Raw genomic sequence first — 24,473 nt, forward strand, 5'->3', positions numbered from 1 at the left:
TTTGGTTGTTGTTTAGGCGTCAGTGCCGCAGATCGGCGAGAAATCGTTGAGCGCGGGGATGGCGCGGATTTGTGAAAAATTCTTCCGGCGTCGCCATTTCGATGATCTGGCCGGCGTCGATGAACCAGATCCGGTCGGCAACATCGCGGGCGAAGCCCATTTCATGGGTAACACACAGCATGGTCATGCCGTCGGCAGCCAGGCTCTTCATGACGGCCAAAACTTCTCCGACCATCTCTGGATCGAGTGCGCTCGTCGGCTCGTCGAACAGCATGACAGGAGGCTCCATGGCAAGCGCACGGGCAATCGCTACACGCTGCTGTTGGCCGCCAGACAACTGGCTCGGATAAGCGTTGGCCTTGTCAGCGAGCCCGACGCGGTCGAGAAGGCGCAGAGCCTGGTCATGAGCGACATCGCGAGCCACCCCCTTTACCCGGATTGGCGACATCGAGACGTTGTCGACCACGGACAGATGCGGGAACAGGTTGAAACTCTGAAAGACAAAGCCGATCCGGCTGCGGAGCTGGTTGAGCTCGCGCGTCTTCATGGGTGCGTGAATGTTTTGACCGTTGAAGGAAATCGAACCGCTATTGATCTCCTCGAGACGATTGATCGTGCGGATCAACGTAGATTTCCCTGAGCCGGACGGTCCACAGATGACCACCACCTCGCCTCGGGCGACTTGGGCGTCGATGTCTTTTAGGACCTGATAGTCGCCATATCGTTTGGAGACATTCGAAATGCGGATCGCATGCGTATCCTGAGGCGATTCTGACGCGGTCATAGCTGCTCCGATATGATTTTGGCCGGTGCGATCACGGCGGCTGGGCGGACGCCTGTGAGGCCAGCACGCCTGCGGGTGATCCTTCGCTCGAGACGATAGGCGACATGGGTCAACGACCAGCAGATCGCATAATAGATGAGCGCAAGAATGAGAAAAACCTGGAAGGGCTGCGTGAGGAGCTGGTTGTTGACCTGGCTTGCGGCGAAGGTGAGGTCCGGCACGTTGATGACATACCCGAGTGTCGTATCCTTGATCGTCGAAACGAAGGTGGACAGAATGCTTGGGATCATGTTGTAGAGCGCCTGAGGCAATATCACGAAGCGCATCGCACCAAAATAGCCATGTCCCAGAGCCTTGGCGGCTTCCATCTGCCCCTGCCCGAGTGCAACGATCCCTGCCCGCACGACCTCGCTGAGAAAAGCGGCCTGATAGATGACGAGCGTCGTCAGCATCGTCACAAAGCTCGGAACATCAGCGCCCGTAAGCAGCGGAACCAGGAAATAGCTCCAGAGGATGAGCATCAGCAGCGGCACGCCACGCGTCACATAGACGAGCACCGTAATCGGCCAGCGCAGGAACGGCCATTTGGACAGGCGCGCCAGCGCCAGCAAGATGCTGAGAGGAAACGCAAGAGCAATGCTCAACGCCGACAGGATCAGCGTGTTGGCAAGCCCGCCCAACGGACCGTTCGGATATTGCCCGATCAAAAGCAGAAGCCAATAATCTCGGATAATGGCGATGATATCGTTGATCATGCGCGTCCCCTCGTGGCTAGATCGGCGCGCATGGTCAGATAGGCACCTCCGGCCATGATGAGGAGCGAAAAGAACAGATAGAGCACAGTTCCAATCAGGTAGATCTCGAAGGTACGGAAACTGAGGTTCTCAATCTCCTTGACCGCATGCGTCAGCTCGGAAGCGCCAATGACGACGCCCAGACTGCTATTCTTAAAGAGTGAAACGCTGTGGTTGATCAGCGGCGGCAATGCGTTGCGCACCCCTTGCGGCATCAGGACGAAGCGCATCGCCGATAAATAACCATGACCGAGCGCCCGCGCAGCTTCCATTTGTCCCGGGCTGACCGAGCGAAGCCCGGATCGCAAGTCCTCGCTGAAGTAGGCGGCCTGGCAAAGGCCGAGCCCGATGATCGCAAAAATCGCTTCGGCATTGTGGCTTGCGAGCCAAAAGGTTAGCCAGTCCGGCAACAGCGTGAAGATGCCAAAGTACCACAGCATCAGCTGAACGAGCGTCGGAACGTTGCGATGATAGGAGACATAGCCGGCGACAAAGGCATTGCCGAAGCGGCCGGGCGAGAAGCGAAGCGCAAGCAGCAGGATGGCCAGGGTCATCGCCAGGAGCCAGGAGCCGATCGCGATGACGAAAGTCATCTCGATACCGTGCAGGAGCATCGCGATGAATTCCGGGTTGGTCAGGATGGCTGAGAGATCAAAACCTTTCACGGCTTCAATCCTTTGGGGGAAGGCGCGGCAAGCGGCGTTGCCGGTTTGGCGGTCTGAAGGCCCCCCATCACTTGGAGGGTCGGCGTGATCTCCATGTGGCCGATATTGACGGCAATGGGCGCGGCGATGGCGAAAGCGATGGCCTCTGCGATGTCAGCGGCTTGCGGCAGTTCGAAGCCGTCGATGAAGCGTTCGCGGATCGATGGGTCGTCGCCGTGGACATGCGCGAAAATGTTGGTCGCAACCCGGCCCGGGCATATTTCTGTGACACGCACCCTTTTGCCGAAGGCATCGAGACGCAGCTGGTTGGACAGCATGCTCACGGCCGCCTTCGTCGCATGATAGGAGGAGTTACCGCCAAAATTATAAGCGCCCGCAATCGAGGAGATGTTGATCACATGGCCATTGTCGCGCGCGACCATGCCCGGTACGACCATGCGGCAGAGATGCAGGACAGCACGGAGATTAACGTCAACCAGAAGATCGATATCGCCTTCGTCGGCTTCCAGGAATTTCTTGGGACGATCGACGCCGGCATTATTGACCAGGATATCGAACTCAATCCGGGCCGTTAGTTCGGCAAGCGCAGCCCGATTTGTCACGTCAATCACATGAGGGATGCAGCCGGTCTTTTCTGCAAGTTTCTGCAGTGGTTCGGCGCTGCGGGCCAAGGCGTGAACCTCGATATTTTCCCGACGCAGCCGCTCCACGATAGCCGCACCAATACCGGAAGAGGCGCCAGTAACCAGCGCTGTCCTGTAATCGGAAAATGACATTTCTTATTCCCCAGTTGTTTTATTAAACATTAGTGGAACTTCAAGGCTCTGCCTAAGACCGATTATTTGTGGAGCAATAAGCAGGCCTTATGACGTCTAAGGATTGTGCAATTGCTGGCTGTTAAAGGTCCTATAATTTGGTAAGGCGATCGGCACGCGTTTCTGTAAGCGTATGATTCTTATTGTATTTTCCGATTTGCAAAATCGCCCAAGGCATGTACGATAGCCAAAAACATGATCGGATCGATTGCGTCAAAATGGACACCAGACGGCTCAAATCCTTTATCGTCATCGTCGATTCCGGCAGCATAACGCGAGCCGCCGATATATTGCATGTGGCTCAACCCGCTTTGAGCCAGCAACTCGCGTCCCTGGAGGAGCATTTCGGCCAGAAGCTTTTGAACCGGAGCCAGCAGGGCGTCAGCATGACCGATGCTGGACATGCTGTTTATCGTCATGCCCAGATCATCCTGCGCCAGATGGATCAGGCCCAGGCTGATGCATCAGCGGCCGGAAACTCGCTCGCCGGCCGCGTCTCGGTCGGGCTCGTGCCCTTCAGCAGCGCTGCCACGCTCTCCATTGATCTGCTGGCGGAAACGCGCAAGCGTCACCCCGGTATCCTTCTCCATCTTACCGAAAGTGTCGGCCAGACTTACAGCCAGATGATCATGAATGGCCGTCTGGAGATGGCGTTGATCCATGGTTCCGGACCGATCAAGGGCGTTCGTTTCGAGCCTTTGCTCAGCGAGGAATTCTTTCTGGTGGCACACCCGGATTTCGCGATCGAGGCCGATGACAAGCCCGTCTCCATCACCGCGCTGGACAGCCTTCCGCTGCTGCTGCCACCAGCCTACAATTTCGTCCGGCGCGCCGTCGACACTGCTTTCACGCGAACCCGAACCAACTTGAAAGTCGTCGGCGAAGTGGAAATCGTCAGGACACTGACACGGGCCGTCAGCATCGGTCTTGGGGCAACAATCATGCCCAAGGCCATCGCCGACCGGATCATTGCGGAATCGAGCGAGCCGCTGGTCTGCCGAATGGTCTCGCCGCGGATCGAAGAAACGCTTTCGCTTTGCGTTTCCGATCACACACCGCTCTCGGAACCCGCTATCGCAGTAAGGGACATACTGATCGAGTTGACCGCGCGGCTGAAGCCGCCGCGCGGTTGATGGCAGAGGCTCAACGCATCTCCGAGCAAAACAGAGAAATCCGGGCACAGGCTTCCGTTAGTTTCTCCATGCTGGTGGCATAGGAGATGCGGAAGAATGGACTCATGCCGTAGGCGGCGCCCTGCACCGTGGCCACGTGATGCTCATTGACGAGCGCCATGACGAAATCGGTGTCGCTCTCGATCCTCCGCCCGCCCCTGCTCGTCCTACCGATCAGGCCGGATATACTCGGGAAGATGTAGAAGGCACCCTCTGGCTTGTGGCATTTCAGGCCATCGATTTTGGCCAACTCGGTCAGGACGAAGTCGCGGCGCTGCTTATAGATAACCGCCCGCTCCCTAAGCAGGTCCTGCGGCCCATCCAGTACAGCTGCGGCTGCCGCCTGAACAATGGTCGCCGTGCCGCCGCCGTTTTGGCCGTTAACGTTACTGATGGCGGAGATCAGATCCTTAGGTCCGCCGCAAAAGCCGAGGCGCCAACCCGTCATCGCATAGGCCTTGGACGCGCCATTGACGGTCAGCACACGATCGTAAAGCTTCGGCTCCACCTCAGCGATCGTGCAGAATTTGAAGTCGTCATAGATCAGGTGCTCGTAAATGTCGTCGGTCATGATCCAAACATGCGGATGGCGCAGCATGACGTCGGCAATCGCCTTCATATCGGCGCGCGAGCAGGCCGCGCCTGTGGGATTGTTCGGGAAGTTGAGGAACAGCCATTTTGTTCGCGACGTGATCGCCGCCTCCAGATCCTCGGCACGCAGCTTGAAGCCGGCCTCCTGCGGGCAAGCGACCGGCACAGGTACGGCGCCCGCGAACTTGACGATATCCGCATAGCTGATCCAGGACGGCGCTGGGATCACCACCTCATCACCCGGATTGCAGGTGGCGAGCATCGCGTTGAAGATGACCTGCTTGCCGCCACCGCAGACGACGATCTGGCTTGCATCGTAGTCAAGATTGTTCTCGCGCTTGAATTTACGCGCAATCGCCGCCTTCAGGGCTGGTGTGCCGTCCATCGACGGGTATTTGGTGTCACCCGCCAGCGCTGCTTCATGCGCTGCCTCAACCCCATGCGACGGCGTGGCAAAATCGGGCTCTCCGGCGGAAAGGCTGATGACTTTAATGCCCTGGGCGGCGAGGTCTCTGGCGCGCTGCGTCATGGCGGCGGAAGCAGAAATGGAAACGTTATTGAGGCGATCGGCGATTGCTGGCATCGGGCATGGCTTTCGGTGATGGTGAATCTAAAACGATGAAGGGTTGGTGATCATTCGACGATTTCGGCAGCCGGAGCGATCGTTGCCCCCGCGGACTCGATCTCGCGGCGCACGATCCGCGCGAGCTCTAGCGATCCTGGAGTATCGCTGTGAACGAGGATGGAGCGGGCCGGCACAACAAGGGTCTCGCCCTCGATGCTCGTGACGGTGCCCGTCTTGAGGAACTGCCTGACGCGCGCCCGAAGAGTCTCCTCTTCCTTGATAACGGCTCCAGACAAGCCGCGGGCGACAAGCTTGCCTTGAGCATCATAGGCGCGGTCGGCGAGGAACAGCAGGAGTGTCTTCAGGCCCGCACGGCCCGCGGCTTGCGCGATCGTGCTATCGGGCATCGCAAAGACAATAAGGTTCGAATCGACCGCACGGATCGCATCCATCATCACATCAGCCAGTACCGGATCCCGGTTCACCATGTTGCCCATAGCGGCGTGGAAGCTGATGTGAGCGACGGAAACGCGCTCTGCCTTCGCGATCGCCGTCAGCGCCCCCAGCTGGTAGAGCATCTGCTGGCGGAGCTCGTCGGTAGCGAAAGGTAAGTCGCGGCGGCCGAAGCCCAGCCTGTCCGGCAGTCCCGGATGGGCGCCGATACCGACGCCATTCGCTTTGGCGAGGCGAACCATACGCGCCATCGTGTCAGGGTCACCGGCATGGAAGCCACAGGCGATGTTGGCCGAAGATACGACCTTCATCAGCGCCTCGTCATCACAGAGCCGATAGGGGCCAAAACCCTCGCCCATGTCCGAATTTATGTCGATCTTCATTGATGTTTCCCTTCCCGGACGACCCGCTGTGGCCCCGCCATAGTTTTCAAGGCGCGCCCGACCATCTGCGAGGTGTTGCGGACATCGTCCACATAAGCGGCGACGGCCTTGTCGAGTGTCCGCGCTTCGGCATGCGAGGAGCGGACGAAGCGTAGACGACTCCCGATCCGCGCCTGCCCAAGCCGCCAGAGATCGGCGTCGAGGACACCGGCGATCTTCGGATATCCGCCAGCGGTGTTAGCGTCGCTCATCTGCACGATGGGCTCGCCTCCGGGGGGCACCTGGACCACGCCCGGAACGATCCCGTACGAGCGCATTTCCACCGACTCCGTTGGCCGCACCGGCTCGCCGGAAAGCCGGTAGCCTGTCCGATCGCTCTGCGAGGAGATTTTCCAGCTCTGGCTCCAGAAGCGTTCGCCATCGGCACCGAAAAGGTCGTATTCGCCCGCCGGCAATGCCCGGATGAGCAGAGTGCTATCGGGTGCGACGGGAAAGAATTCCGCCAGTGCTATTGCCGGGGGCACGACGCCCAGCCCGTCGGCCGGCAAGGCCGTAGCCAAGGACTCGCCGAGAAGCAGCGAATCTCCTTTCTGCAGGAACCGGCCGTCAATGCCGCCAAAGGCGCCCCGCAGCGAGGTGCTGCGCGAGCCCATGACGATTGGAACGTCCACACCTCCCGCGAAGGCGATGTAGGCACGGGCCGCTACAGGAGACGGTAAGAGCTCAAGAACTTGTCCGGCGTCGCCCGTCTGCATCCACCAGGGCGGCAGAACGACGCCTTCAATTTTCGCGTTGGCGCCGCCGGTCACGGCGAAAACCGTCGTTTCACGGAAACGGAGGCGAAACGGGAAGGTTTGCACCTCGATCCCCGCAGCACCTTGATCATTCCCAACCAGCAGATTGGCGATCTTCAACGCCAGGGGGTCCATGGCACCGCTCGCCGTAACACCGATATCGCGATAGCCCGGTCGACCGAGATCCTGGATCGTGTTCAAGGGCCCGGCGTCGACGATCTCGATCACAGCTCAATCCTTTCCGGCAGGAAGCGTACGGTGTCACCCGGCGCCATGATCGCGGGCACGGCCGCGGTGGGATCGAACATCTGGAGATCGGCAAAGCCGATTGAATTCCAGCCGTTTGGTCCGGTCAGCACCGCGACGCCTGTCTGCATGCCACCGATGGTGACACAGCCCTTGACCATCTTCAGGGAGGGTACTGTCTTACGCGGCATATGGATGCGAGGGTCCAGTCCGTGGAGATAGCCAAAACCCGGCGCGCTTCCCAGCGCAAAGACCGTATAGGTGCCCTCGTGATGGAGGCGGACAGCCTCGCGGTCGGTCAATCCCGAACGATCGCAGAGCGCGGCCAGGTCGATGGCATGCTCTCCGCCGTAATGGACGCTTATCTCGATGGTCTTGCCCTTGATGTCGATGCTTTCGGCCCGCTCCCACGCGTCGCGAAGTCGCGTGGTGACAACATCCGGGTCCTCGGGCGTCGTCTTGAAGATTGCCAGAAGATTGGTCATCCCCGGCACGACCTCGCCGAGGTCGTCCCATTGCCGGAGCGCGTGCGCAAGCGCCCAGATCCGTCTTTGGGCGGGAAGATCGAAGTCGCCGGGCGCCTGGAGCAAAAAAGCCCGAGCACCGATCGTGGAGATTTGGGCCTGGCGCCGCTGAGCCATCCGCGGCGGTTTCCCAAGGACGTTAGAGGAGCGGTTTATCGGTTGAGGTATGGGGGAAGTCATGGGTGGAGCTCGAATTCAAAGAGAGGGTCGCCATAGCCAACGACGGAGCCATCCGCGGCAACCCGCCGTGTCAGCACCCCCGTTTTTGCAGCTTTGACCGGCAGGAGGATGGGACCGATCCAGATGAAACCCAGAGTCTCGCCTGCCGCGACCTCTGGCGGAGGCTCCAATGGCGGCGCAGACGAGGCGGGATGAAGGCTGCTGAACACTCCTGCCATGGGAGCAGTCACCTTCTCTGACTGCGTCGCGCGCGACGTTGTTTGCAGGATCTGAACCAGTGGATCCACACTGGGAGCATCTCGCCTGGCGACAATGCGCAGCGTGCACTCGGGTTGATTTATTTCGATCCCGTCGACACCGGCCGCCTGGAGTGCAGCGGCGAGAAAGGCAATCGTCTCGGGATCGCTGAAATCCACCACGCTCATGATGCGCTCCGTCGTTTCAGCCATTTTTCGAGATAATGAATATCTGTACCGCCGGTTGCAAAGCCTTCGTCGTCGAACAGCATCCGCAGCAAGGGGAGATTGGTAGAAATGCCTTCGATCTTCGTTTCGGCGAGTGCAGCGCGCATCATGACGATCGCCTCGGCGCGCGATGGTGCATGCGCAATCACCTTGCCGATCAGGGAATCGTAGTAAGGCGAAACCTTGTAGCCCGCGTGCACATGGGTGTCGACGCGGATGCCGGGCCCAGACGGCAGCGCCAAGTCCGTAATCATGCCGGCTGAAGCGAGGAAAGTGATGGGATCTTCAGCATTTATCCGGCATTCCAAAGCATGGCCCTCCGTCATGACGTCGTTCTGGATCATGCCCAGCGGGATACCCTGCGCCGCTTTGATCTGTGCCTGAACGATGTCGATGCCGCTGGTCATTTCCGTCACCGGGTGTTCCACCTGCAGCCGTGTGTTCATCTCGATGAAATAGAAACCACCATCCTCATAGAGAAACTCGAAAGTGCCGATACCGCGATAGCCGATTTGCAGGCAAGCTTTGACACACGCTTGCGCGACCGGCCCGATGACATCAGGCGCGATGCCGGGCGCTGGCGCTTCCTCAATGACCTTCTGGTGACGGCGCTGCATTGAGCAATCGCGATGGCCGAGCCAGACCGCGTTGCCGTGCACGTCGCACAGCACCTGGATTTCGATGTGGCGCGGGTGCTGGAGGAACTTCTCCATGTACAGCGCTGGGGATCCGAAGGCCTGGCGGGCCTCCTCGCGAGTAACCGCGACGGATTCGTGCAGCACCCCGGCATCAGGAACCACGCGCATGCCGCGTCCCCCTCCACCGCCCGCTGCCTTGACGATGACCGGATAGCCAATCTGCGAGGCAATTGCCTCGACGGCAGCGTGGTCGTCGGGCAGCTCGGAATCCGGCCCCGGAACGCATGGAACGCCCGCGGCGATCATCGCGCTCTTGGCTGCAATCTTGTCGCCCATGGTTGCAATCGACTGGGCCGTCGGCCCGATGAATACCATCCCCGCTTCCTCCACCGCCTTAGAGAAGGCTGCGTTCTCGGACAGGAAACCGTATCCGGGATGAACCGCACCGGCGCCCGTGAGGCGCGCGGCGAGAAGGATCGCATCCTTGTTAAGATAACTCTTGCCGGAGCTCGCCGGACCGATGCAAAGGAAGGTGTCCGCGAGAGCGCCATAGCTTGCCTGCCTATCGGCTTGAGAGCAGACCATGACCGTCTTCAGGCCGAGATCTTTACATGCCTTGAGAATTCTCAGCGCAATCTCTCCACGATTGGCGATTAACACCGTGTCGAAGCCTCGCTCCCGTTCGACAATGTTGTTTTGACCGTTCGGCATCAGACAATCTCCGCCAGCATGTCGCCCGTCTCAACCTCGCTGCCGTCGATAGCGGTGATATGGAGTATGCGGCCCGCCCGGGGGGCGACAATCGTGTTGAATACCTTCATGGCCTCGATGATGAAGAGGGTCTGTCCCGCCTCGACCGCGTCGCCGAGCTTGATGAATGCGTTTTCACCGGGAGCCGGGGCGGCGTGTAGCACTCCAAAGATTGGCGCATGGACTGGAATGGACACCGTATCCGGCGGGAAGATTTCGGTCGATGTCGAAGTTGTCGGCGGTGCATCGTTTGCCGGTGCATGCGATGAAGATGCGCCGTGACTTGAGCCGCGCATTCGGAAAATCCGGACCGTCGTGTCTTTTTCCGTAACGGTAAGCTCGGTGATGTTCGAGTGGCCGACGAAGTCGATCAGCGTCTTTATTTTTGAAAGATCCATACGTCACCCGTGCTCGGCGCACCGTCGTTCCGCTGATAGGAGCAGCGCCAGCTTTCAAACTGACTACATCAGTCCAGAAGCGATGGGGTCAGACGAAGTTTTGATGGAGCTTGGTTTTGCAAGCTGGTTGGCCATTCAAATCAGGGGCTTGTCATCGGGATAGTGTCAGGCAATTTTGCCATATCGCCATTCTCGGGGCCGTTACCCGCGCTGAATACCGTGAGGGGCTCAAGAAGCGATGGACAATAATGAACCCCTCACGTGGAATTCTTCTGAAAGTGGTGGTGGCGCTGTGCGACTAAGATTGCAGCGCTCTTTTCGGCCGGCCCTCAACCCAAATCCGTCACCTTGCCCGGACAGAGCAAGGCGCGATCGTTTTCTCGCCGATGACCACTGCGAACGCCTCGGTAACGGCGGCTGGCTACAGCGTTGCTTGCAACTTGCCGAGACCGGCGCCATCTGAAGCGTGATGCGTTGCCGATCGCAATTGCAAAACTTTTCGCACAGCTCCCTCAGATGGCGCTCCAATATAGCGACGGTTTTAGAGATCGACCACAAGGCCTTTGGCCCTGAGAACCGGCTCAAGGTTGCTGACTTCGATTACCGACTTGCCAGCCTTGTAGGCGGCAATATAGCCGGCTTCGGCATCCTCGCGTGCCTGGGCGAGTTCGGCCACCGCGAGAGCTTCATCCCTTCGAATGACGACCAGCCCGTCGGCGTCGCCGGCAATGATGTCGCCCGGATAGACCAGTTCGTCGCCGATGGTGATCGGATCGTTCACTGCCCCAAGCGTTTCTTTGACCGTCCCCTTGATGCAGACGCTCAGAGAAAAGACCGGAAAGCCGAGATCGCGAAGCTGCAGGGTATCGCGTACGCCCGTGTCAGTCACTAGACCGCCTATGCCCTTGGCGAGGCAGGCATTGGCTAGTACGTCGCCAAATGATCCCGCTTCCTCGTATTCCCCTGCAGATACGACGATGATGTCGCCAGGCTGAGCGTAGTTGATCGCGAGTTGCAGCATGATGTTGTCGCGGGGCGCGCACTTCACAGTAAAGGCCGGGCCGCACAGCTTCATACGGTAATCGACCGGCTTCAGGCGCGAGGAGAGCGCGCCCCGGCGCCCCTGCGCCTCATGCAGTGTCGCAGGAGAGAACTTAGCGATCGCCTCGACCGCCTCCCGGCTCGGGCGTTCAGGAATTTGCTTGATATGGCTCATGATAACCTCTGTATGGCTTGTTGACTCTAGTGGTTTTTCTGTATGGCGGAGAGGAACCCCAGCACGTCCGGGTGGGTCTCGGGAGAGAAGAATAGCTCCGGCTTGGCGTCGAACGTCAGCTCTCCGTTTTTCAGGAACCAGATGCGGTCGGCCACCTCGCGGGCAAAGCCCATTTCGTGGGTCACGCACATCATGGTGATGCCTTCCCCGGAAAGCTGGCGAAGCAGCTTTAGCACTTCGCTGACCATTTCAGGATCGAGCGCGCTGGTCGGCTCGTCGAGGATGAGCACCTCGGGCTTCAGGATCAGGGACCGGGCAATCGCGACGCGCTGGGACTGGCCGCCGGAAATATCGGCAGGAAGCGTATTCGCCTTGTCCGCAAGTCCAACCCGCTCCAGCATCAGGAGCGCGATTGGTAGCGCCTCCTTGCGCGATTGATGATGGAGCCGGCGCAAAGGCAGCATGACATTCTCGACTACGGTCAGATGAGGAAACAGATTGAATTGCTGGAAGACGAAGCCGATGCCGATTCGTAGCGTATTCACGTTGACCGACCTGGCGTAGATGTCCGTGCCGCCTACCGTGATCGTGCCCTCCTGGATCGGCTCGAGCCGGTTCACCGTCCGCACCAGCGTCGATTTTCCCGACCCCGAAGGCCCGCACAGCACGATGGTTGTCCCTTTGTCGACTGTCGCGGAAATGTCCTTGATGACCTTGTTTGCCCCGAACCATTTGGAAACGCCTTGAAACTCGATCATGCCACCGCCTCCACGACCACGCGCCCCGTCCGCCGGTTGCCAATACCCCGTTCCAGCCAGTTCGTTGCCTGGCTCAGCGCGAAGCAGAGAATGAAATACGTGGCAGCTAGAATCCCGAAGATCTGCAACGGTTTGGTCACCTCATTCGAATTGACCTGCAGCATCACGTAGGAAAGCTCCGAGACGGCGATGATCGACCCCAGTGACGATTCCTTGATGATGGTTGTGAGCTGGTTGACGATGCCGGGAATGACATTGAACAGTGCTTGCGGCAGGATCACGCGGAAGGTGGTCGGAATATAGCCGAGCCCTAGCGCCTTGGCGGCCTCCATCTGCCCTTTCGGCAGACCCTCAATTCCGGCGGCGATGATCTCGCCGAGATAGGCGGCTTGATAGATCACGATCGCGATGATCAGCGTATAGGTCGCGTCGATCGGAAAGCCGATAACCATCGGCAGCGCGAAATAGGCCCAGAAGATCAGCATCAGCAGCGGGATAGCGCGCACGCAATGGACGAAGCCGCTGGCGACTGCCTTAAACGGACGTGACCGACCGGTTCTCGCCAGCGCGATCAGAACGGCGCAAGGAAAGGTGACGGCAAGGCTCGCGATTGAGATGATCAGCGTTAGGGCAAGACCGCCCAGCTTTCCATGGGGATATTCGCCGACCAGTAGCATAAGACCGTATTCGCGAATGATCTCGAGCATCATTTCACCCTCAACCGGAAACGATCAGACAGAAAGGAGGATCCCCACATAATTGCAAAGGAGATCAGCATGTAGATCGCCGTCGCTATCCCGTAAGCCTCGAAAATCCGGAAGGATTGCTCTTCGATATAGCGCGCCTGGTAGCTCAACTCGGCAACGCCGATGCCCGCCGCAAGACTGGTGCCCTTAAAGAGGATCAACGTCTGGCCGAGAAGAGCTGGAAGCGCCAGCCGCCAGGCTTGGGGCAGGATGACCCAGCGCATCGCGCCGAGATAGGTCAGACCGCTCGAACGGGCAGCCTCCATCTGCGCGGGATGGATCGAGCGCATGCCACTGCGGAAATCTTCCGACATATAGGCAGCCTTGTTGAGCGCCAGCGCCACGATCGCATAACCGATCTCCGCCCCGATGTCGTTGAGATAGTCGTTGACGGCATCGGGCAGGACGACGGCAAACCCGAAATACCAGACGAACAGCTGGATCAGCACCGGCACATTCCGGTGATATTCAACGAAAGCGGCGACGAGCAATTGCGTCGGCCGGAACTCAATCGCCCGAACGACGGTGAGGAAAATCGCTAGCACCAGCCCGAATATCCACGACAGGACGAACAAGACCATTGTTGTCTGAAGGCCCTGAAGGATGAGTTCCAGATACTCACCCTGCAGGATTTTACCAAAATCAAGCTGGTAACCCATGATACTGCAAACCTGCTGTGTTCGTCAGGATCAGTTTGTGAACCAGGTCGACTGCGGCTTGCCGAATTCGAACTTCCGCGTTGCCTTCAGATCGGAGTCCTTGCCGAGCCACTTGTCGTAAAGCTTCTGTCCCTCGCCGCTTTTCTCGATACTTGCCAGGAATTCGTCGGCCGTCTTTACGAGCTCTGGAGAGCCCTTGCGGAAGGCGAAGCCGGACGGCATCGACAGCAGAGGTTCGTCGAGGAAGCGCAGCGCCTTGATATCGTCACCGGCGTTGCGATGAACGGCCTTGCCCTCGGAATAGCGATAGACGGTCGCTTTGACCTTGCCCTGCTGGAGTGCGAGGAACGATGCTGCGCTCGTCTCGAACGACAAAATGCGTGCGTCGGGGATCCGCTTTTCAGTCAAGGGAATGAGAACGGATCCCTTGACGAGACCTATACGCTGCCCCGACAAATCATCGACTGTCTTGATATTTGAACCATCTAGAACAACAAAGTTAAAATCTTCGGCGATGTAGGCACCGCTGAAATCGACCTGTTCCGCGCGCTCCTTGCTGTAGCTGAGAAGCGACGAAAGAATGTCGACGCGACTTTGTGTCAACTCCGCCATTCGGGTCTGCGGCGAGACCGGAGTGAGCTGGGGCTTGACGCCTAGGTATTTGGCAAACATGCCGCAAAGCTCGATCTCGTAGCCAGCAGGCTCACGCGTTTTGGGATCCTGGAATCCGAGCGGCGGCGAGTTGGTCAGCACACCACAGTTCAAGGTTCCGGCGGCCTTGATGTCGTCGAGTTGATCGGCAGAGACCATTGTCGAAAGGCAGGCCGCACCGGCAAAGACTGCGGCGGCCAGAAATAGCTTCAGTTTCATTTTTGTTCCTCCTCCACAGCGAACCTCACGCTGTCAGGATGTTTTAGGTACAGGGCGCTATTCAAACAAATATATATTGGGCATAGTTGATATATCGATTGAGTATGACTCCGGAACATGACATGACCCTCGACCTGTTGAAGATGCGCTACTTCGCCAAGATTGCCGAACTGGGGTCTTTTACACGCGCCTCCAGCGACCTCGGCGTCGCCCAGCCGGCGCTCAGCCTTCACATGCGCGGACTAGAAGAACAGCTAGGTGTCCAGCTGTTGAACCGGACACCGCGTGGCGTCGTTGCCACTGAGGCAGGGCAGACGCTGCTGTCCCATGCCCAAGCTATCCTCCGGGCGCTCGACCAGGCGGAAGCAGCGACGAAGGAACAGGCGAAATATCCAACGGGTGACGTCTCTCTGGGTATTCTGAGTTCAATTTGCCCGACGCTCTCAATTCCCGTGATAAAGGAATGCTCTGAGTGTTTTCCGAAGGTCCGCCTGACGATCAGCGAGGGTGACAGCCAGGCGCTTCGGGTAGCGGTGGATACACGTGTCCACGATCTTGCTGTCACCCTGGACAGTGTGGCCAAATCGACATCCGCGCCGCTCTTCGAAGAAATGCTCTACGTCATCGGCCCTTCAGGAGCATTCGCCTCCGACGCCACGTTGACGGTGGAAGAGGCGCTCGACCTGCCGCTGATCCTGCCCACACGACGCCACGGAATCCGTATTCTGCTTGAGCGGCAGGCCCTGATGTTTGGTCGGGAACTCAATATTGTGCGCGAAATCGAAGGTGTGGCGACCACGAAGGCTGCAATCCGCGCCGGTCTCGGGTTGACGATCCTCGGGCGCGGCGCGATCCATGCCGACCGTGAGAACAGAAGCCTCTCCGCCATCGCCCTGACGCACCCCGGCCTTACCCGGCGCCTCGTTCTTGATATGCCCGTCAACCATCCGCCCTCGCGGGCAGTGATCGAGGTGCGGAAAATTTTACTCGCCGTCGTCAGAAAGCTCGGTGCCGAGGGTCACTGGACTTGCCTCTCGCCGAAGCTGTCCGGAACCCTATAGAGGCAGCAGAAGCGGCCTTGTCGGACCGCCCTGCAAACGTGGGCGTCAAGAGAATGCGATTTGGGCCTTCATCGCCCGGCTGCGGTCCGAGGCGATCTCAAAGGCCGAGAGCGCATCTTCGAGCCGCACGGTGTGAGTGATCAGCGGCTTGACGTCGATCAGCCCGTTGCGCATCAGAGAGACACCGGTCGCAAACTCCTCATGGAAGCGGAACGAGCCGCGCAAGTCCAGTTCCTTGGCGGTGATTGCCATCATCGGCAGGCTCATATCACCGCCGAGCCCGAGCTGAACGATTACACCACGAGGTCTGAGTGCTGCGATGCCACCGGAAAGCGCCGCGGCTGCGCCAGAGCATTCGTAGAGCACGTCGAAGGTTCCCTTGTCGGCCGAATAGGCCGCTAGCGCCTCGGGCTCATGCTGCGTATTGATCGTGCGGTCGGCCCCCAAGGTCTTCGCCATGGCGAGCGTGAAGTCGGAAAGATCGGTCGCAACGATCTCGGCGGCGCCGGCGCGGCGGGCGGCAAGGATCGACAGCACGCCGATCGGACCGCAGCCCGTGACGAGCACCCGTTTGCCCAGCATTTCGCCCGCACGCCGCGTCGCATGCAGCGTCACGGCCAGAGGTTCGGCCATGGCCGCTTCGCCGGGCGTTAAGTCTCCGGCCGGCACACATTGAATGGCGTCGGCAACGAGGCTCTGACGGAAAGCGCCCTGGATATGCGGAAAAGGCATTGCGCTGCCATAAAAGCGCATGTGGAGGCATTGGTTGTGGAGGCCCTGCTGACAGTATTTGCAGGTTCGGCAGGGACGCGAGGGTGAGACGGCAACGAGATCGCCCACCGAGAATCCGTCGACACCTTCCCCAAGCGTTTCGACGATGGCGGAAACCTCGTGGCCGAGGATCATCGGCTGCTTCAGGCGGACGGTGCCAAAGCCGCCATGATTGTAGTAATGCAGATCGCTGCCGCAGATCCCGCCAGTGGCGAGCCGGAGCTTCACCTCACCTGGGCCGGGCTGCTCTTCCCGAACGTCTTCGATGCGGACATCCTTGGCCGCGTGTGCGACGATGGCTTTCATGACTTCTTCCTTCAAAGAACCGGCGTCAGGAGCGGAGCTCCGGAGAAATGCGCTTCGAGATTGTCGCGCACCAGCTTGCCCATAGCCTTGCGGGTCTCGATCGTTCCCGAGGCGTGGTGCGGCTGGAGCAGGACGTTGTCGAGCGCAAGGAAACGCGAGTTGAGCTTTGGCTCGCCCTCAAAGACGTCAAGTGCAGCAGAGCCAAGCGCACCGCTTTCGAGCGCATCGAGCAAAGCCTCCTCATCGATGTTGGAGGCCCGCGAGATGTTGATCAGCATGCCCTCGGGTCCGAGCGCGGCTATTACGTCCCGACCGACGATGTGGCGCGTCTCAGCGGAAGCTGCAAGCGTCACAAACAGAAAGTCTACATCCCGCGCAAGTTCGACCGGATCGGAGACGAAGCTCATGCCCTCGGCATAGGACTTCACTCCGACGTCGCTGTAGGAAATCTCCATGTCAAACCCCTTGAGCCGCTTGGCAACCTCGAAACCGATACGGCCAAGACCAAGGATGCCAGCGCGCCGTCCCCAGACACGGCGTTTCAGCGGATACAGACCCTTCGCGCTCCAGCTGCCATCCTTCACCCAGCCTTCGGCACCGATCATGCCGCGCGATTGGCAAAGCATCATCGCGACGCCAAGATCGGCAACATCGTTGGTCAACACATCCGGCGTGTTGGTGACGCGGATGCCCTTCTCCTGGCAGGCCACGAGATCGACGGCGTCGTAGCCGACACCGTAAACAGAGATGATTTCCAGATGGGGGCAAGCCTCGATCATTGCCCGGTTGGCGCCCAGCTCGCCGCGCGTTGCGATGCCGCGGATGCTTGGGCCGATCTTTGCAAGAAACGCTGGCTTATCGGCCATATCGAAGTAGCGGTGCACCGCGAAGGCGGCGTTCAGCGGCTCCTCGTCCCATTGGGGATAAGGCCCGACCTGCAGGATTTCCGGGTTCGACATTTTGCTTTTCCTCCAAAGGAACTGGCTTGACAGAAAATGTTATCGATAACATAACCGTGGTTGGAGACATTTGTCGAGGCCAAAAATCGGAGGAAAAATATGTCGCTGCAACTTTTCGAGCTTAAGGGACGACGCGCGCTTGTCACCGGCTCGTCGCAAGGGATTGGGCTTGCGCTAGCCGCCGGGCTTCAGGCTGCGGGCGCCGCGGTGGTGTTGAACGGTCGCGACGATAAGAAACTCGCAGCGGCGGTGGCGAGCTTCGCAGCGCCGGTCGGTGTGATTGCCTTCGACGTAACCGACCACCAGACGGCGCGCGAAGCCATTGATCGGTTCGAGACCGACACCGGACCGATCGACATCCTCGTCAACAATGCGGGCATGCAATTTCGTGCTCCGCTAGAAGACTACCCCGCCGATGCCTTCGAGCGGATGCTGCGCACCAATATTTCAAGCGTCTTCAACGTCGGCCAGGCCGTCGCGCGCCATATGATTGGACGCGGCCAGGGAAAGATCATTAACATCGCGAGCGTCCAGACCGCACTTGCCCGGCCCTCAATCGCACCCTATACGGCAACCAAGGGCGCGGTCGGCAATCTCACCAAGGGCATGGCGACGGATTGGGCGCGGTACGGGCTGCAGTGCAACGCGATAGCGCCCGGTTACTTCGACACGCCACTCAACGCTGCGCTGGTCAGCGACGAAACCTTCTCGGCCTGGCTCGAAAAGCGCACACCTGCCGGTCGCTGGGGCAAGGTCGAGGAACTGGTCGGGGCGTGCATCTTCCTCGCCTCTGATGCCTCTTCCTTCGTCAACGGCCATATTTTGTACGTCGATGGCGGCATCACGGCGTCGCTCTAAGGTGGCTCGCCCGACCAAACTCGTGATCATGGGCGTTTCCGGCTGCGGCAAATCCACGGTAGGCGCCGCGCTCGCCGAGGCGCTCGGCGGAACCTATGTCGATGGCGACAACCTGCATCCGGCAGAGAACATCGCCAAGATGAGCACCGGAACGCCGCTCCACGACACCGATCGCTGGCCCTGGCTTGACCGTGTAGGCGACGCTCTCGCGTCTCGCCAGGAAACGACAATCATTGGCTGCTCTGCACTTAAGCGGGCTTATCGCGACCGGATCCGGGCGAAAGTTGGAGAGCCGGTTCTGTTCGTCCATTTATCGGGGACGAGAGAAGAGATCGCTAGGCGGATGAGGAACAGAGCGGGCCATTTCATGCCGGCTTCGCTGCTCGACAGCCAGTTCGCCGCATTGGAAGAGCCACGACCAGACGAATATGCCGTCACGATCGCGATCAACCAGCCTCTCACAGAAATTCTTCAAGAACTGACAGGGATTATCGAAAAGCTGGGACCAAAATAGAAATGGTCAGGGTCAGTCCATCAAGCTTGAAACGCCAGCAATGGGGCTGGACGAGCCTTGCTTTGCTCGGGCAAAGCAGATGTAGTGCCCTGCAACCTTGAACTGAAGCCAACATAACGCATCATGAGCCTAGTTCGAAAGCTACCCACCATGGCCGATATTGCCCGCGTCGCGGGCGTGTCCTCAATGACGGTCTCGCGAGCATTCAAAGCCGACAGCCTGATTAGCCTCGATACACGAACGGCTATTCTCGTGGCTGCCGAAGAACTCGGTTACGTCTTCGATTCCACCGCGTCGAACCTGCGCTCGCAAAAGACGGGCTTCGTCGCCGTTACTATTCCCTCGATCAACAACGCAAACTTCGCCGATACGATTGCAGGGCTATCGGGCGCGCTTGCGGCTCGTGATATGCAGACCCTCCTTGGTTATACCAACTATGACATGGAGAACGAGGAGCGACTGATCGAGCAACTTCTTCGCCGCAAGCCACAGGCGATCGTCGTGACCGGCGGTCGGCATACACCACGGGCACGAAAGCTGCTGGAGAACGCCCATATCCCTGTCATTGAGACATGGGACGTGCCGGCCAAGCCAATCGGCCACTATGTGGGTTTTTCGAACGCCGGAGCAGTTCGGAGCATGGTCGATCACTTTGTGGCCGTCGGCTACGAGCGCATTGCCTTTATCGGCGGCGATGCAGGCGGTGACATCCGAGGAAGTGATCGTCGTTGTGGGTTCGTACAGGCCATGACCGCGCACGGCCTGGACTCCTCCCGCCTTGTCGCTGCAGGCGCGCCGCCGATCTCGATGCGCGAGGGTGCAGTCGCCATGGCATCCCTGCTGGAGGAACACCCGGACACCGATGCGGTCATCTGCGTCTCGGACCTTTCGGCATTTGGCGCGCTAACGGAATGTCAGCGGCGAAACATCGCTGTGCCGCAACAGATAGCAATCGGCGGCTTTGGTAATTATGAAATCGGCAACATTGCCGTGCCGACACTGACAACTATCGATGTTCGTGCCCGCGAGATCGGCGAGATCGCAGCTGCTTTGATCCTCGATCTTCTTGACGGCAAGGAGGACGTCGCTCAAAGGGCGATTGAACCGACGCTTCTTGTACGAGAAAGCAGCCGCTAAATGGCCCCATCAGCAGGATTTCTGACTTACCCACTGTTTCCTCCCTTAATTGTGAAACATTTTCTTTCTCCGACCTCCTCGGGCAGCGAGACTTGTCATCCCCCAACCGACGATTACCCTCAAACGGTTGATCGATCTCGATCGTCAAAACGTCTTCCTTCTCCCGAGCGTCGCCGTGATGCCGGCGACGCCGCGACGAAGGAACGGATCCGAGTGAATGTAGAAGAATTGAACGCCCTTCTCTAACCAGTGCGGCAACTCCTCGGCAGTCGCGAGCGTCCCGGCCACCTTCCGGGGTTCTGTCGCAAATTTTTTTGGCGTAGAAAATGATTTCGCGCCTGCAGCCAGAATGAGGTGGAAAGCATCAGTTTGGGGTGCGTAGTTTAAGAGAAATGATTGAGATTTCGGCCGTCATGCGATTTGTAAATCCATAATGGAGAAAATTTTTCTACATTTTCGCACTATCAAAAATTTTTGCGACAGAACCTTGAAAATGCCGATAATAGCTGCTTTTTGTTGAATCCGATTGGTGCCAAAAATTCTACAATCGCTGATCAGTAGCAAGAACATCTGGCTTGTCGTATTTGAAAGTCAGCTTTGCGCCAAAACCGGACTTAAGCGCCTAATTAATGTATCACAACGTCAATCTAATAGGCCAACCCGCTTCTCCCTCCTATGTCGCCTTCGCCAAGCCGTCGTTCGCACGCCGTTCTGCGCCATAGGGCAACGCGCACCCGTAACCATCCGTGTGTTACTGTAGCATTTTTGGCAAGCTCACTTCACAACCGAAAACTCATTGCGGCTTATACGGTAAATCGATAGGTATTCGTTCTCTTGCTCACGCGTCCCTGAAGGATTGCGGAAAACCGCGCCGCAGGTCGTCAGGTTCTTCGGATAGGCATTGCACAGGAAGTTCCCTTGCACCCAGGTCCTGCCAGTTGTCGTACGTGAGCCGACGGTCATGGTAATGGAACCGTCCGCAGAGGCTATGCGTCTATATGGTTCGATGTCAGGCACAGTGTTGCGGCCGCGCAGTTCGTGGCCGAACGCGAGCGACTTGATTTCCGTTCCGGTCAGCCGGTCCTTCGGATCGAGGTCGACGTCAGCGGGCAGTTCCGGAAAGCCAGCCTTACTTAGGCCGCCGAGCAGACGCTCGATATCTGCCTCGTTCTTGAAGACCAAATACTTTTGTGTGACAAGCTGGCTAGGCTCGCCGTCGTTTGCGTCCGCAATAACCTTCATCACTTTCTCCTTATAGGCCGCCACTTGCTCGCCACGCCCGAGATGACCGTAAGCTGAAAGAAGGATCTGCAAACCAAAAAACTTCGGCCATGGATCGGGCGATTGAAAGTCGATTTTCTCAAGAGAACCGATAGCTTCCTCGAACCTGTCCTGGCCGAAGTCGGCCAACCCGGCTTGGTAAAGCCGCCAGTCCGTCCAGCCCGGGTCTACACGCATGGCGGCATCGAGATAGTCACGCGCCTCCTTCGGCTTGCCGTTGAAGTTCAAGGCATTGCTCAGTTCCGAGTAATTCCAGGGATCACTCGGATCGAACGCCACCGACTTGAGCAAGACGGCCACCGCCTCGTCGGACCTATGCTCCCGCACCAGCAGACCGGCGACGAGCTGATAGTAGGCAGGCGAAGGATGCTTGGCAGCTACCTCCAAGAATTCAAATACTTTGTCGTAAGCATCGTAGGCCGAAATCCCCATGGCCGCGGCGCGTTGGTCGTTCGCATCCCAATATGCCCAGGCAAGACTGGCGACTGCCGCGCCGAAATCCGGATCGAGTTGCAACGCCTGTTGGAAATACTTCACCGCCTGGGCAAATTCCTCGGGCGTGTTCTTGCGGTTATAAAGGTCCATGCCCCGGAGGTAGGCATCATAAGCAGCCGGATTGCTTGTACCCCCAGCGAAGTTGGACTTGCCCTGGCCACTTATCAGGCGGAGCTTGAGTGCGCCTGCGATACTCGTTGCAACCTTGTCCTGCAGTTCGAAAACGTCTGCCCACTGCCCGTCGAAACGCTCTGCCCAGAGGTGCCCGGCAGTCGCTGCATCGATCAACTGCGCGTTGATGCGCATCTCGTCACCAACTCGGCGGATCGAACCTTCCAGCAAAAATCGGACACCAAGTGCCGCCGCGATCTCGGTGGGTTTTGTCTCCTTGTCCTTGTAGGCGAAGGCCGCGTTGCGGGAGACGACGAACAAGCCGGGTACGCGCGCCAACTCAGTAGTGAGGTCCTCGGTGAACCCGTTTGCGAGATACTCCTGCTCCTTGTCGTCGCTTAGATTGTCGAATGGCAGCACGACCAACGAGGGCCGGGCGTCGGCCACCGCATGCGCCGGCGCTGTTGGGCTCGGCTCCCACGGCCGCCATGCCGCCGCGATTCCGAGGACGATGATGACGACGCCCGCAACTGCGGCGGCAATTTGCCATGAGGACCGACGTGGTTTGGGACCGACGGTCTTGCCTGCGACGGCCGGGTCGAGCACGACACGATAGACCCGAATTGGTTCGGCGATGCTCTTGACCATTTGCTCGCCGAGCGAGGTAAAGCCGATGGGAAGCTTTCCCTTAACGTGGTCGTAGGCGGTGCCGGAAATCGCGATTCCTCCCGGTTCGGCCAGCGCCTGCAGCCGATCGGCAATGTTCACCCCATCGCCGTGGATGTCGTCCTCCTCGATAATGACGTCGCCGAGATTGATACCGATGCGGAAGTCAACTCGCCGTTCTAGCGGCGCAAGGGCATTCCGCTCCGCCTTCTGATGCTGGATTTCCACGGCACAGCGCAAGGCGTCAACCACGCTGTAAAACTCCATCAATATGCCGTCACCCATGGTTTTGACCAGTCGGCCATGGTGCGCCGCGATCCTTGGCTCGAACACGTCCTTAAGATCCGTCTGGAAACGCGCGCGCGTACCCTCCTCGTCGATCTGGCTCAAACGGCCGTAACCGACGACATCGGCGATCATGACGGCTGCGAGGTGACGCTCCATGTCCAGTCTTTCGCGGATTATTATGCAGTCTACAGCAGGTTGTAAGTTGAAGCCATTACTGCCGTCTTCAGGTGGGATGCATGCCACCTCGACATCGCGGAAGCTCGATCCCGCGCGAAGTCATGCGCTGTATTTTTCCGGCAACCCCCCTTGGATGAGGTTGGAGTTGAGTCCAGGTCGTGTGGGTCCCAGATTCACTCTTCGAAATGATGTCGTCCGTTGTATAATGCCCGCTTTGGTCCAATTGCCGCCCCGTGATTGCAACCTTCATAATGTAGCAGAACAGCAACGCGTTATGTCGACCTGTCCGCTTTGCGCCAGTAGCGGTCAACAGCACAGCACGCAGCGCTGACCGGCACTGGGGTCCTCCTTGAGAGGATTAGACAACCGCCCGTAGTGGACTGGATACTAAGGCAAGTACCTTCTTATCTTGACAGTCTTGCTTGATTACTTTACTAAGGCACATGCCTTACCATTCGACCCCCCTCGACCTTGCCTTTCACGCCCTCAGCGACCCGACCCGCCGCGCGGTGTTGTCGCGGCTGGCCGAGGGCGAGGTGCCGGTCAGCGCCCTCGCCGAGCCTTTCGACATGGCGCTGCCCTCCTTCGCCCAGCATCTCAAGGTGCTGGAGGATTGCGGGCTGATCGTCAGCGAGAAACGCGGGCGCAGCCGCTGGTGCAAGCTGGTGCAGGCGCGATTCGACGAGGCGGCGGACTGGATGGAAGCGGAGCGTCGGCGCTGGGCCGAGCGGTTGGATCAGTTGGAAGTCTACTTGGACAAAACGAAAGAGGATGGTGAAGGAAATGGCAAACCTGTTTGAGACATGGGCGCTCGACCGCGAAATCGTGCTGGTGAAGCTGCTCAAGCACCCACGCGACAAGGTCTTCGCGGCCTGGATGGACCCAAAGGCGCTTGCCGAATGGTACGGTCCGACCGGCCTCAGCATCGAGACCCACGAAGCCGATATCCGCGAGGGCGGGGTCTGGCGGTTCGACATGGTGGGCCTGTTCGAGGGTCGGGAGCAGCGCTTCCCCAATCTCATGCGCTTTTTGGAGATCGTGCCGAACGAGCGGATCGTGATCGACTACGGCACGCCCGAGCCCAACGACCCCGACCGTTTCCGCACCACAGTGACCTTCGATGAGCAGTCCGACGGCAAGACGGTGCTGACCATGCGCCAACTCCATCCTAGCCGCGAGCGGCGGCGGGTGGTCATCGGCTTCGGCGCGGTGGAATACGGGCTACAGACGCTTGACGGCCTCGCCGCCTGGCTGGACGGCTGAGTCCTTGGCCCCTCGGTGCCACTCGCGCCCGTTGCGATGGCCGAGGCGGCCTGCAGATCGAGATGTGCTGGATCGTCAAGTCACACCTTGGGGAACAGGATGGCCACGCACGATGTCTTTC

26 protein-coding genes and 1 pseudogene are annotated in these 24,473 nt (G+C 59.0%); 7 read left to right on the forward strand and 20 right to left on the reverse strand.

Annotated features, from left to right (window positions below; all coding sequences use genetic code 11):
- Window positions 1-19: 19 nt before the first annotated feature.
- From BLM14_RS23360 to BLM14_RS23375, 4 genes are read right to left on the reverse strand one after another with little or no spacing between them, the layout of a single operon-like run.
- Window positions 20-784 carry an amino acid ABC transporter ATP-binding protein gene (locus BLM14_RS23360; RefSeq protein ID WP_100002267.1) on the reverse strand — a complete coding sequence of 255 codons (765 nt, stop codon included), beginning with the start codon at window positions 782-784 and terminating at the stop codon, window positions 20-22.
- Window positions 781-1,539: an amino acid ABC transporter permease gene (locus tag BLM14_RS23365; RefSeq protein ID WP_100002268.1), complete on the reverse strand. Its 759-nt coding sequence runs from the start codon at window positions 1,537-1,539 to the stop codon at window positions 781-783. The genes BLM14_RS23360 and BLM14_RS23365 overlap by 4 nt, the downstream gene beginning before the upstream one ends.
- Window positions 1,536-2,243 (reverse strand): amino acid ABC transporter permease, encoded by a 708-nt coding sequence (locus BLM14_RS23370; protein ID WP_100002269.1) that lies wholly within the window; start codon window positions 2,241-2,243, stop codon window positions 1,536-1,538. The genes BLM14_RS23365 and BLM14_RS23370 overlap by 4 nt, the downstream gene beginning before the upstream one ends.
- On the reverse strand, window positions 2,240-3,019 hold the full coding sequence (locus BLM14_RS23375; protein ID WP_100002270.1) for an SDR family oxidoreductase: 780 nt from the start codon (window positions 3,017-3,019) through the stop codon (window positions 2,240-2,242). The genes BLM14_RS23370 and BLM14_RS23375 overlap by 4 nt, the downstream gene beginning before the upstream one ends.
- A gap of 257 nt (window positions 3,020-3,276) precedes the next feature.
- On the opposite strand from BLM14_RS23375, the gene nac reads away from it, so the two are divergent.
- The gene (nac, locus tag BLM14_RS23380; RefSeq protein ID WP_100002891.1) at window positions 3,277-4,191 is read left to right on the forward strand and encodes a nitrogen assimilation transcriptional regulator NAC; all 915 of its coding nucleotides are present in this window, start codon (window positions 3,277-3,279) and stop codon (window positions 4,189-4,191) included.
- A 10-nt stretch (window positions 4,192-4,201) separates the two neighbouring features.
- On the opposite strand, the gene BLM14_RS23385 is transcribed toward nac, so the two are convergent.
- The 12 genes from BLM14_RS23385 to BLM14_RS23440 form a co-directional block, all read right to left on the reverse strand.
- Window positions 4,202-5,404 (reverse strand): pyridoxal phosphate-dependent aminotransferase, encoded by a 1,203-nt coding sequence (locus BLM14_RS23385; RefSeq protein WP_100002271.1) that lies wholly within the window; start codon window positions 5,402-5,404, stop codon window positions 4,202-4,204.
- Window positions 5,405-5,454: 50 nt separating this feature from the next.
- Window positions 5,455-6,222, reverse strand: a complete 768-nt coding sequence (locus BLM14_RS23390; RefSeq protein ID WP_100002272.1) for a 5-oxoprolinase subunit PxpA — start codon at window positions 6,220-6,222, stop codon at window positions 5,455-5,457.
- The gene (locus BLM14_RS23395; RefSeq protein ID WP_100002273.1) at window positions 6,219-7,244 is read right to left on the reverse strand and encodes a 5-oxoprolinase subunit C family protein; all 1,026 of its coding nucleotides are present in this window, start codon (window positions 7,242-7,244) and stop codon (window positions 6,219-6,221) included. The genes BLM14_RS23390 and BLM14_RS23395 overlap by 4 nt, the downstream gene beginning before the upstream one ends.
- Window positions 7,241-7,903: a 5-oxoprolinase subunit PxpB gene (gene pxpB / locus BLM14_RS23400; protein WP_165788416.1), complete on the reverse strand. Its 663-nt coding sequence runs from the start codon at window positions 7,901-7,903 to the stop codon at window positions 7,241-7,243. The genes BLM14_RS23395 and pxpB overlap by 4 nt, the downstream gene beginning before the upstream one ends.
- 59 nt (window positions 7,904-7,962) lie before the next feature.
- On the reverse strand, window positions 7,963-8,391 hold the full coding sequence (locus tag BLM14_RS23405) for a biotin/lipoyl attachment domain-containing protein (protein ID WP_100002275.1): 429 nt from the start codon (window positions 8,389-8,391) through the stop codon (window positions 7,963-7,965).
- On the reverse strand, window positions 8,388-9,779 hold the full coding sequence (locus tag BLM14_RS23410; RefSeq protein WP_100002276.1) for an acetyl-CoA carboxylase biotin carboxylase subunit: 1,392 nt from the start codon (window positions 9,777-9,779) through the stop codon (window positions 8,388-8,390). The genes BLM14_RS23405 and BLM14_RS23410 overlap by 4 nt, the downstream gene beginning before the upstream one ends.
- On the reverse strand, window positions 9,779-10,216 hold the full coding sequence (locus tag BLM14_RS23415; RefSeq protein WP_100002277.1) for an acetyl-CoA carboxylase biotin carboxyl carrier protein: 438 nt from the start codon (window positions 10,214-10,216) through the stop codon (window positions 9,779-9,781). Before BLM14_RS23415 ends, BLM14_RS23410 begins: the two co-directional genes overlap by 1 nt.
- A gap of 541 nt (window positions 10,217-10,757) precedes the next feature.
- Window positions 10,758-11,432, reverse strand: coding sequence for a 4-carboxy-4-hydroxy-2-oxoadipate aldolase/oxaloacetate decarboxylase (locus tag BLM14_RS23420; RefSeq protein WP_100002278.1), 675 nt, complete (start codon window positions 11,430-11,432; stop codon window positions 10,758-10,760).
- 26 nt (window positions 11,433-11,458) lie between these two features.
- Window positions 11,459-12,190: an amino acid ABC transporter ATP-binding protein gene (locus BLM14_RS23425; protein WP_100002279.1), complete on the reverse strand. Its 732-nt coding sequence runs from the start codon at window positions 12,188-12,190 to the stop codon at window positions 11,459-11,461.
- A complete protein-coding gene (locus tag BLM14_RS23430) occupies window positions 12,187-12,897 on the reverse strand; it encodes an amino acid ABC transporter permease (protein ID WP_100002892.1) in 711 nt (236 codons plus the stop codon). Before BLM14_RS23430 ends, BLM14_RS23425 begins: the two co-directional genes overlap by 4 nt.
- Window positions 12,897-13,595, reverse strand: a complete 699-nt coding sequence (locus BLM14_RS23435; protein WP_100002280.1) for an amino acid ABC transporter permease — start codon at window positions 13,593-13,595, stop codon at window positions 12,897-12,899. Before BLM14_RS23435 ends, BLM14_RS23430 begins: the two co-directional genes overlap by 1 nt.
- Before the next feature lie 30 nt (window positions 13,596-13,625).
- Complete coding sequence (locus BLM14_RS23440; protein ID WP_100002281.1) at window positions 13,626-14,465, reverse strand: transporter substrate-binding domain-containing protein; 840 nt, start codon at window positions 14,463-14,465, stop codon at window positions 13,626-13,628.
- Window positions 14,466-14,587: 122 nt separating this feature from the next.
- Here BLM14_RS23440 and BLM14_RS23445 point away from each other — a divergent pair, with 122 nt between their 5' ends.
- Window positions 14,588-15,526: a LysR family transcriptional regulator gene (locus BLM14_RS23445; protein ID WP_100002282.1), complete on the forward strand. Its 939-nt coding sequence runs from the start codon at window positions 14,588-14,590 to the stop codon at window positions 15,524-15,526.
- A 45-nt stretch (window positions 15,527-15,571) separates the two neighbouring features.
- Here BLM14_RS23445 and BLM14_RS23450 read toward each other — a convergent pair whose 3' ends face one another.
- Both BLM14_RS23450 and BLM14_RS23455 read right to left on the reverse strand, forming a co-directional pair.
- Window positions 15,572-16,603 (reverse strand): L-idonate 5-dehydrogenase, encoded by a 1,032-nt coding sequence (locus BLM14_RS23450; RefSeq protein ID WP_100002283.1) that lies wholly within the window; start codon window positions 16,601-16,603, stop codon window positions 15,572-15,574.
- 11 nt (window positions 16,604-16,614) lie between these two features.
- Window positions 16,615-17,562, reverse strand: coding sequence for a 2-hydroxyacid dehydrogenase (locus tag BLM14_RS23455; protein WP_100002284.1), 948 nt, complete (start codon window positions 17,560-17,562; stop codon window positions 16,615-16,617).
- A gap of 99 nt (window positions 17,563-17,661) precedes the next feature.
- On the opposite strand from BLM14_RS23455, the gene BLM14_RS23460 reads away from it, so the two are divergent.
- The 3 genes from BLM14_RS23460 (at window position 17,662) to BLM14_RS23470 (ending at window position 20,071) form a co-directional block, all read left to right on the forward strand.
- Window positions 17,662-18,420: an SDR family oxidoreductase gene (locus BLM14_RS23460; RefSeq protein WP_100002285.1), complete on the forward strand. Its 759-nt coding sequence runs from the start codon at window positions 17,662-17,664 to the stop codon at window positions 18,418-18,420.
- A gap of 28 nt (window positions 18,421-18,448) precedes the next feature.
- On the forward strand, window positions 18,449-18,934 hold the full coding sequence (locus tag BLM14_RS23465; RefSeq protein WP_162293243.1) for a gluconokinase: 486 nt from the start codon (window positions 18,449-18,451) through the stop codon (window positions 18,932-18,934).
- Window positions 18,935-19,057: 123 nt separating this feature from the next.
- Window positions 19,058-20,071 (forward strand): LacI family DNA-binding transcriptional regulator, encoded by a 1,014-nt coding sequence (locus BLM14_RS23470; protein WP_100002287.1) that lies wholly within the window; start codon window positions 19,058-19,060, stop codon window positions 20,069-20,071.
- 144 nt (window positions 20,072-20,215) lie between these two features.
- Here BLM14_RS23470 and BLM14_RS32070 read toward each other — a convergent pair.
- Window positions 20,216-20,362: pseudogene (locus BLM14_RS32070) on the reverse strand (HpcH/HpaI aldolase family protein); the annotation flags it as partial.
- 483 nt (window positions 20,363-20,845) lie between these two features.
- Window positions 20,846-23,068: an adenylate/guanylate cyclase domain-containing protein gene (locus BLM14_RS23480; protein ID WP_100002288.1), complete on the reverse strand. Its 2,223-nt coding sequence runs from the start codon at window positions 23,066-23,068 to the stop codon at window positions 20,846-20,848.
- Window positions 23,069-23,532: 464 nt separating this feature from the next.
- On the opposite strand from BLM14_RS23480, the gene BLM14_RS23485 reads away from it, so the two are divergent.
- Window positions 23,533-23,889, forward strand: a complete 357-nt coding sequence (locus BLM14_RS23485; protein WP_100002289.1) for an ArsR/SmtB family transcription factor — start codon at window positions 23,533-23,535, stop codon at window positions 23,887-23,889.
- A complete protein-coding gene (locus tag BLM14_RS23490) occupies window positions 23,873-24,352 on the forward strand; it encodes an SRPBCC family protein (protein WP_100002290.1) in 480 nt (159 codons plus the stop codon). The genes BLM14_RS23485 and BLM14_RS23490 overlap by 17 nt, the downstream gene beginning before the upstream one ends.
- Window positions 24,353-24,473 lie beyond the last annotated feature (121 nt).

The organism is Phyllobacterium zundukense, assembly GCF_002764115.1.
Classification (GTDB): Bacteria; Pseudomonadota; Alphaproteobacteria; order Rhizobiales; family Rhizobiaceae; genus Phyllobacterium; species Phyllobacterium zundukense.

What these genes read in the sequence shown, in the direction of transcription:
- BLM14_RS23360 (WP_100002267.1), bottom strand. Translation starts at nt 784, where the DNA reads ATGACCGCGTCAGAATCGCCTCAGGATACGCATGCGATCCGCATTTCG.
- BLM14_RS23365 (WP_100002268.1), bottom strand. Translation starts at nt 1,539, where the DNA reads ATGATCAACGATATCATCGCCATTATCCGAGATTATTGGCTTCTGCTT.
- BLM14_RS23375 (WP_100002270.1), bottom strand. Translation starts at nt 3,019, where the DNA reads ATGTCATTTTCCGATTACAGGACAGCGCTGGTTACTGGCGCCTCTTCC.
- nac (WP_100002891.1), top strand. Translation starts at nt 3,277, where the DNA reads ATGGACACCAGACGGCTCAAATCCTTTATCGTCATCGTCGATTCCGGC.
- BLM14_RS23385 (WP_100002271.1), bottom strand. Translation starts at nt 5,404, where the DNA reads ATGCCAGCAATCGCCGATCGCCTCAATAACGTTTCCATTTCTGCTTCC.
- BLM14_RS23390 (WP_100002272.1), bottom strand. Translation starts at nt 6,222, where the DNA reads ATGAAGATCGACATAAATTCGGACATGGGCGAGGGTTTTGGCCCCTAT.
- pxpB (WP_165788416.1), bottom strand. Translation starts at nt 7,903, where the DNA reads ATGGCTCAGCGGCGCCAGGCCCAAATCTCCACGATCGGTGCTCGGGCT.
- BLM14_RS23405 (WP_100002275.1), bottom strand. Translation starts at nt 8,391, where the DNA reads ATGAGCGTGGTGGATTTCAGCGATCCCGAGACGATTGCCTTTCTCGCC.
- BLM14_RS23410 (WP_100002276.1), bottom strand. Translation starts at nt 9,779, where the DNA reads ATGCCGAACGGTCAAAACAACATTGTCGAACGGGAGCGAGGCTTCGAC.
- BLM14_RS23415 (WP_100002277.1), bottom strand. Translation starts at nt 10,216, where the DNA reads ATGGATCTTTCAAAAATAAAGACGCTGATCGACTTCGTCGGCCACTCG.
- BLM14_RS23420 (WP_100002278.1), bottom strand. Translation starts at nt 11,432, where the DNA reads ATGAGCCATATCAAGCAAATTCCTGAACGCCCGAGCCGGGAGGCGGTC.
- BLM14_RS23425 (WP_100002279.1), bottom strand. Translation starts at nt 12,190, where the DNA reads ATGATCGAGTTTCAAGGCGTTTCCAAATGGTTCGGGGCAAACAAGGTC.
- BLM14_RS23430 (WP_100002892.1), bottom strand. Translation starts at nt 12,897, where the DNA reads ATGCTCGAGATCATTCGCGAATACGGTCTTATGCTACTGGTCGGCGAA.
- BLM14_RS23435 (WP_100002280.1), bottom strand. Translation starts at nt 13,595, where the DNA reads ATGGGTTACCAGCTTGATTTTGGTAAAATCCTGCAGGGTGAGTATCTG.
- BLM14_RS23440 (WP_100002281.1), bottom strand. Translation starts at nt 14,465, where the DNA reads ATGAAACTGAAGCTATTTCTGGCCGCCGCAGTCTTTGCCGGTGCGGCC.
- BLM14_RS23445 (WP_100002282.1), top strand. Translation starts at nt 14,588, where the DNA reads ATGACCCTCGACCTGTTGAAGATGCGCTACTTCGCCAAGATTGCCGAA.
- BLM14_RS23450 (WP_100002283.1), bottom strand. Translation starts at nt 16,603, where the DNA reads ATGAAAGCCATCGTCGCACACGCGGCCAAGGATGTCCGCATCGAAGAC.
- BLM14_RS23455 (WP_100002284.1), bottom strand. Translation starts at nt 17,562, where the DNA reads ATGTCGAACCCGGAAATCCTGCAGGTCGGGCCTTATCCCCAATGGGAC.
- BLM14_RS23460 (WP_100002285.1), top strand. Translation starts at nt 17,662, where the DNA reads ATGTCGCTGCAACTTTTCGAGCTTAAGGGACGACGCGCGCTTGTCACC.
- BLM14_RS23465 (WP_162293243.1), top strand. Translation starts at nt 18,449, where the DNA reads ATGGGCGTTTCCGGCTGCGGCAAATCCACGGTAGGCGCCGCGCTCGCC.
- BLM14_RS23470 (WP_100002287.1), top strand. Translation starts at nt 19,058, where the DNA reads ATGAGCCTAGTTCGAAAGCTACCCACCATGGCCGATATTGCCCGCGTC.
- BLM14_RS23480 (WP_100002288.1), bottom strand. Translation starts at nt 23,068, where the DNA reads ATGGAGCGTCACCTCGCAGCCGTCATGATCGCCGATGTCGTCGGTTAC.
- BLM14_RS23485 (WP_100002289.1), top strand. Translation starts at nt 23,533, where the DNA reads ATGCCTTACCATTCGACCCCCCTCGACCTTGCCTTTCACGCCCTCAGC.
- BLM14_RS23490 (WP_100002290.1), top strand. Translation starts at nt 23,873, where the DNA reads ATGGCAAACCTGTTTGAGACATGGGCGCTCGACCGCGAAATCGTGCTG.